We start from the raw sequence: 6,421 nt of genomic DNA on the forward strand, positions 1-6,421 counted from the left end.
ATGGCTGCGAAAGGCTCCAATGGGTGCGTTTCCCCACACAGAATCCATCGCGTGCTCCGTAGCAAGCGGGCAGTTCAGGGTCTCAACGCCAACTGCGATTCCCCTGGGACACGGCTGGAGAATGTCCGCCGGCTAAAAGAATTTGAGAAAGAGATCGCAAGAGGTCTATCGATTTTGCCAGATCGCGAATCGATGGCAATTCTGCACAATTGGGCAGTGGAAAAAGGGAACTCTGCAGTTGCCCACCTAGCTCGCGCGAAAGAGCTCTCGATTGAACGTATGGAGTCAACAGGGTTTGATCGCGCGCTGCTAGTTGTTTGGGGTGCTACCGCAAACTATGGTCTAGCGCCTTTGCGGCCATTGTTGTGGATGATTGGGGCAATGCTCACATTCTCATGCCTTGTGTCTCTGACTGGCGTGACTGTATCACCTGACATAACGCTATCGGGTTGGCGACTGATACTCACTGACCAAGCCACATTTCTTGATAGATTCACTGTAGGGTTGGTAACTGCAGCTGAAAGCATTACTTCGCCACTTTCTATATTCTCGTTCCGTCGACTTCTAATTGTAGAGCAATGGTGGGTAGCGGTAATTCAGGTATTCTATTCCTATTTTTGTTTGGCAATGATCTTCTGGTTTGGATTCTCAGTTCGTCGAAGATTCAGAGTTTCTTGACCCGAACCAACCGCAAGGATGTTTTGCGCAACTATGGCACCCGATCATTCGAGGGCGCCGGAGTTCGGGAAAAACAGCAACTTCGCACGTCGCGCGGTCGCCAGGCCGCCCGGTCGGGCTGGCGATCTGGTGGGCCTGCGCCGTGCTCTGACCATCTTCGGACGTGGCTGCCATAAAGCGCCCCGATTCCTCCGTTGATCGCCACCCCGCGGCCTGCCGACCGCGCGGCTTGGGGCCTCGTTCTCAACTGCGCCACGTTTAGTTGCGAACGGTTCGCAAGACCCTTGACTTTTGCGAACGACTTGCAAATAGACGGGGCAAGAGCCTCATGACATGGAGACACCGATGCTGCGCCTTGCTGCCCTTTTGATCCTGTTCGCCGTGCCCGCCCAGGCCGAGCGCCTGAAGGTCGTGACCACATTCACCGTCATCGCCGACATGGCCCGCAACGTGGCCGGAGAGGCCGCCGATGTCGTCTCGATCACCAAGCCGGGGGCCGAGATCCACAACTACCAGCCCACGCCGCGCGACCTGGTGAATGCCTCCGACGCCGACCTGCTGCTGTGGAACGGGCTGAACCTGGAACTCTGGTTCGAGCAGTTCGTCGACAACCTGGGCGAGATCCCCTCGGTCACGGTGTCCGAGGGCATAGATCCCATCGCCATCGGCGCGGGCGAATACGAGGGCAAGCCCAACCCCCATGCCTGGATGGGGCTGGATAACGCGCTGGTCTATATCGAGAATATCGCGGCCGCGCTGGCCGAGGCCGACCCGGAGAATGCACAAACCTATGCCGCCAATGCCGCGGCCTACAAGGCGGAGCTGCGCGCCACCCTGGAGCCCCTGCGCGCCTCGGTCGCGCGGGTTCCCGAGGACCAGCGCTGGCTTGTGACCTGCGAGGGCGCCTTTTCCTACCTGGCCCGCGATTTCGGGCTGCGGGAACTCTATCTCTGGCCGATGAACGCCGACCAGGTGGGCACGCCGCAACAGGTCCGCGCGGTGATCGACGGGGTGCGCGACAACGATATCCCCGTGATCTTCTGCGAAAGCACGGTCAGCACCCGGCCCGCCGAACAGGTGGCCCGCGAAACCGGCGCGGCCTACGGCGGGGTGCTCTACGTCGACAGCCTGTCGGGGGCGGACGGCCCGGTGCCCACCTACCTGGACCTGCTTCGCGTCACCTCGGAAACGGTGGTGGAGGGCCTGACCCAGTGACGGACAGCGAGACAGGCATTTGCGCCCGCGACGTCACCGTCACCTATCGCAACGGCCACACGGCGCTCTGGGATGCCTCTTTCGAGGTGCCGCGCGGCACGATCACGGCGTTGGTGGGCGTGAACGGTGCGGGCAAGTCGACGCTGTTCAAGTCGATCATGGGGTTCGTTCCCGCGGCCAAGGGCGAGATATCGCTTCTGGACAAGCCCGTGCGGCAGGCGCTCAAGGAAAACCTGGTTGCCTATGTTCCGCAGGCCGAAGAGGTCGACTGGGCCTTTCCGGTGCTGGTCGAGGACGTGGTAATGATGGGCCGCTACGGCCACATGGGCTGGATGCGGCGGCCCAAACCCGTGGATCGCGCGGCGGTGGAAGCGGCCCTGGCCCGCGTCAACATGACCGCCTATCGCCATCGCCAGATCGGCGAGTTGTCGGGCGGTCAGCGCAAGCGGGTCTTCCTGGCCCGTGCCCTTGCGCAGGAGGGGCAGGTGATCCTGCTGGACGAACCCTTTACCGGGGTCGATGTCAAGACCGAGGCCCAGATCGTCGCCCTGCTCAAGGAGCTGCGCGACGAAGGCCGGGTGATGCTTGTCTCGACCCACAATCTCGGCTCGGTGCCCGAGTTCTGCGACCGGACGATCCTGGTCAAGGGCACCGTGCTGGCGCACGGCCCGACCGAGGAGGTCTTCACGCCCGAGAAACTCGAAGAGGCCTTCGGCGGGGTCTTGCGCCGCTTCACCCTGGGCGGGGACGCCCTGCATGACGATGGCGATGACCGGGCGATTTCGATCCTGACAGACGATGAGCGCCCCTTCGTGCAATACGGGCAGGAAACCCAGAAGGCCCGCCAGCACAGGGCGAAACCGGAAAAGGAGCGGCAGGAATGAGCCTGCTGCTTGAGCCTTTCTCCTACGGTTACATGACCAATGCGATGTGGGTCTCGGCCCTTGTCGGCGCGGTCTGTGCGTTCCTGTCGGCCTACCTGATGCTCAAGGGGTGGTCCCTGATCGGCGACGCGCTGAGCCATTCGGTCGTGCCCGGCGTGGCCGGGGCCTACATGCTGGGGCTGCCCTTCGCGCTGGGCGCCTTCCTGTCCGGCGGGTTGGCGGCGGCGGCCATGCTGTTTCTGACCGAACGCTCGGGGCTGAAGGTGGACGTGATCATCGGGCTGATCTTCACCAGCTTTTTCGGGTTGGGGCTGTTCATGGTCTCGATCAACCCGGTGGGGATCGACATCCAGACGATCACGATGGGCAATATCCTGGCCATCACGCCGGGTGACACGCTGCAACTGGCGATCATCGGCGGCGTGTCCATGGTGGTGCTGCTGGCCAAGTGGAAGGACCTCATGGTCACCTTCTTCGATGAAAGCCATGCGCGGTCGGTCGGGTTGAACCCGCAGGCGCTCAAGGCGGTATTCTTCGTGCTGCTGTCGGCCTCGGTCGTGGCGGCCTTGCAGACGGTGGGGGCCTTCCTGGTGATCGCCATGGTGGTGACGCCGGGGGCCACGGCCTATCTGCTGACCGACCGGTTCGAGCGACTGCTGATCGTGTCGGTCGCCATCGGGGCGGCGACCAGTTTCCTGGGCGCCTATGCCAGCTATTTCCTGAACGGGGCCACCGGGGGCGTGATCGTCTGCCTGCAAACCTTGCTGTTCCTCGCGGCCTTCCTGCTGGCTCCGAAACACGGGTTGCTGGCCCACAAGCGCAAGGCTCGCGCCGTGCTGGAGGGGCGAAGCTGATGGAAACGCTGCTGTTCCCCTTCCAGTTCGGCTTCATGGTCAATGCCTTCTGGATCGCGCTGATCCTGTCGGTGCCCACGGCGCTGCTCTCCTGTTTCCTTGTGCTCAAGGGCTGGGCGCTGATGGGCGACGCGGTCAGCCACGCGGTGTTGCCCGGGATCGTGCTGGCCTTCATCCTTGGGCTGCCGCTGATCCTCGGGGCCTTTGCCGCTGGCATGTTCACCGCCGTCGCCACCGGCTACCTGGCTGACAACAGCCGGGTGAAGCCGGATACGGTCATGGGCGTGGTCTTCTCGGGGATGTTCGCGGCGGGGATCGTGATGTATGTCGCGATCGACACCAACATGCACCTCGATCACATCCTTTATGGCAACATGCTGGGGGTCGGCGCGGCCGATCTTTGGACCGCGGGCGGGGTGGCTCTGGTCGTGGGCGGCGCGCTGCTGCTACGCTGGAAGGACCTCTTGCTGCACGCCTTTGACCCGGCGCAGGCACGCACCGCCGGGTTGCCGGTGGGCTGGCTGCACTACGGATTGCTGGCCGCATTGTCGCTGACCATCGTGGCGACCCTGTCGGCGGTGGGGCTGATCCTGGCCATCGGGCTGCTGATCGCGCCGGGGGCCATTGCCTTCCTGCTGGTGCGTCAATTCCGGACGATGCTCTGGGTGTCGGTACTGGTCTGCGTGGTATCCATGCTGGGCGGCACCTATGCCAGCTTCTTTCTCAACAGCGCCCCGGCGCCGACGATCATCCTGATCCTGACGGCGCTGTTCCTGCTGGCCTTCGCCCGCCGCCTGATCCTGACCCGACAGAAAACAGCGCGGGGCTAGACGCGTCGCGCGCTTTGCGATCCTCTGGGTCAAAGCGATGGAGGACGTCATGGGCGATCTGGAAACCCGTATCGAACAGGGGCGCGGCGATGCGCCCGCCGATCTGGTGTTGCGCGGGGGGCGGGTGTTCGACCTTGTCACGGGTCAGATACTGGAGGGCGATGTTGCCATCTGCGGCGATACCATCGTCGGCACATGCGCAGATTACGAAGGGCGCGAGATCGTGGACGTTTCCGGCCTGACGCTGGTGCCGGGCTTCATCGACACCCATCTGCACATCGAAAGCAGCCTGGTCACGCCTTTCGAGTTCGACCGGCTGGTGACACCGCTGGGTGTGACCACGGCGATCTGCGACCCGCACGAGATCGCCAACGTGCTGGGTGTGCCCGGCATCCGCTATTTCCTCGATGCGGCGGGGGAAACGGTGCTGGATATTCACGTCAACCTGTCCTCCTGCGTGCCTTCGACGGAGATGGAAACGGCCGGCGCCCGGATCGAGGCGGCGGACCTTGTGCCGCTCATGGACCATCCCAAGGTGATCGGCCTGGCCGAGGTGATGAATTATCCCGGCGTGATCCATCGCGATCCCGGCATCATGGCCAAGTTGCGGGCCTTCGAGGGGCGCCACATGGACGGGCATTGCCCCATGTTGTCGGGCCGCGACCTGAATGCCTATATCGCTTCCGGCATCCGCACGGAACACGAGGCGACGACCGCCGAAGAAGCGCGCGAGAAGTTGCAAAAGGGCATGCGCGTGCTGATCCGCGAGGGGTCGGTGTCCAAGGACCTCGAGGCGCTGATCCCCCTGCTGGATGAACGCACAGCGCCCTACATGTGCCTGTGCACCGACGACCGGAATCCGCTGGACATCGGCGAGCACGGACATCTCGATTACATGATCCGCACCGCCATCGCGCGCGGGGTCTCGCCCCTGGCGGCCTATCGCGCGGCGTCACTCTCGGCGGCCGAGGCCTTCGGGCTGAAGGGCCGCGGCCTGATCGCGCCGGGCCAGCGGGCCGATATCGTTGCGCTGGGATCACTGGAGGCTTGCGATGCGCGGGCGGTCTGGTGCGGCGGGGTGCCCGTGGGCGAGGCGGCCTTTGCCGCGCGCCGGATCACCGATCCCATCGGGCGCGGATCGGTCAAGGCGCGGCGCGTGGCCGCGGCCGATTTCCGCACCACCGGCAACCGGACGGAAACGGACGTGATCGGCGTGATCGAGGGCAAGATCATCACCGAGCATCTGCACGAGGAGATCCCCATCGCGGATGGCGACAAGCGCCCGGACCCGGCCCGCGACCTGGTCAAGATCGCGGTGGTGGAACGCCACGGAATCAACGGCAATATCGCCACCGGTTTCGTGCGTGGCTTTGGGCTGCAACGCGGGGCCATCGCCTCGACCGTGTGCCATGACCACCACAACATCGCTGTCGTCGGGGCCGATTACGACGACATGGCGTTGGCCGCGAACCGGCTTGAGGACCTGGAGGGCGGGTTCGTCGTGACCGAGGGCGGCGCGGTGCGCGCCGAACTGGCCCTGCCGGTGGCCGGTCTGATGAGCCTTGCCCCCTTCGAAGAGGTCCGCGCCCGGCTGGAAGAGCTGCGCGCGGCCGCCAAGGCGCTGGGCGTGGGGCTGGAGGAACCCTTCCTGCAACTGGCCTTCCTCGCGCTTCCGGTGATCCCCGCGCTGAAGATCACCGACCGGGGGCTGGTGGACGTGACGAAATTCGAGATCATCGGGTAGGGCGGTGCCGCCCGACACGGAATCGCTTCGGGCGCGAGGTCGGTTCGGTGCATTTGCGGTGATGGTTTCGAATAGCGGCTTTGAGCCCAAATTTTACGATGCTGCACCAGGTGCGAATGTCCGGTTCTCAAGAGGTGGCAAAAACGACCGTTTTTGGCGACATCGGGCAGAAGTCGTCCTTAGGCTTTGCAAGTGGGAAGCCGATATTGGTATAGT

6 protein-coding genes are annotated in these 6,421 nt (G+C 63.9%); all 6 read left to right on the plus strand.

Features of this window, described 5'->3' with window-relative positions; all coding sequences use genetic code 11:
* On the plus strand, window positions 1-678 hold a 678-nt coding region (locus VJ897_RS11835), incomplete at its 5' end, for a hypothetical protein (protein ID WP_324055875.1).
* Between the two features lie 333 nt (window positions 679-1,011).
* A complete protein-coding gene (locus tag VJ897_RS11840) occupies window positions 1,012-1,893 on the plus strand; it encodes a metal ABC transporter substrate-binding protein (RefSeq protein WP_414706739.1) in 882 nt (293 codons plus the stop codon).
* Entirely contained in the window at window positions 1,890-2,777 is an 888-nt protein-coding gene (locus VJ897_RS11845) for a manganese/iron ABC transporter ATP-binding protein (protein ID WP_324055876.1), read from the plus strand. Before VJ897_RS11840 ends, VJ897_RS11845 begins: the two co-directional genes overlap by 4 nt.
* Window positions 2,774-3,631 (plus strand): metal ABC transporter permease, encoded by an 858-nt coding sequence (locus VJ897_RS11850; protein WP_324055877.1) that lies wholly within the window; start codon window positions 2,774-2,776, stop codon window positions 3,629-3,631. Before VJ897_RS11845 ends, VJ897_RS11850 begins: the two co-directional genes overlap by 4 nt.
* Window positions 3,631-4,461 carry a metal ABC transporter permease gene (locus VJ897_RS11855; protein ID WP_324055878.1) on the plus strand — a complete coding sequence of 277 codons (831 nt, stop codon included), beginning with the start codon at window positions 3,631-3,633 and terminating at the stop codon, window positions 4,459-4,461. Before VJ897_RS11850 ends, VJ897_RS11855 begins: the two co-directional genes overlap by 1 nt.
* A gap of 49 nt (window positions 4,462-4,510) precedes the next feature.
* Window positions 4,511-6,205, plus strand: coding sequence for an adenine deaminase (gene ade, locus VJ897_RS11860; RefSeq protein WP_324055879.1), 1,695 nt, complete (start codon window positions 4,511-4,513; stop codon window positions 6,203-6,205).
* Window positions 6,206-6,421 lie beyond the last annotated feature (216 nt).

Origin of the sequence: Salibaculum sp. (genome assembly GCF_035270045.1) — a bacterium.
Lineage (GTDB): Bacteria > Pseudomonadota > Alphaproteobacteria > Rhodobacterales > Rhodobacteraceae > Salibaculum.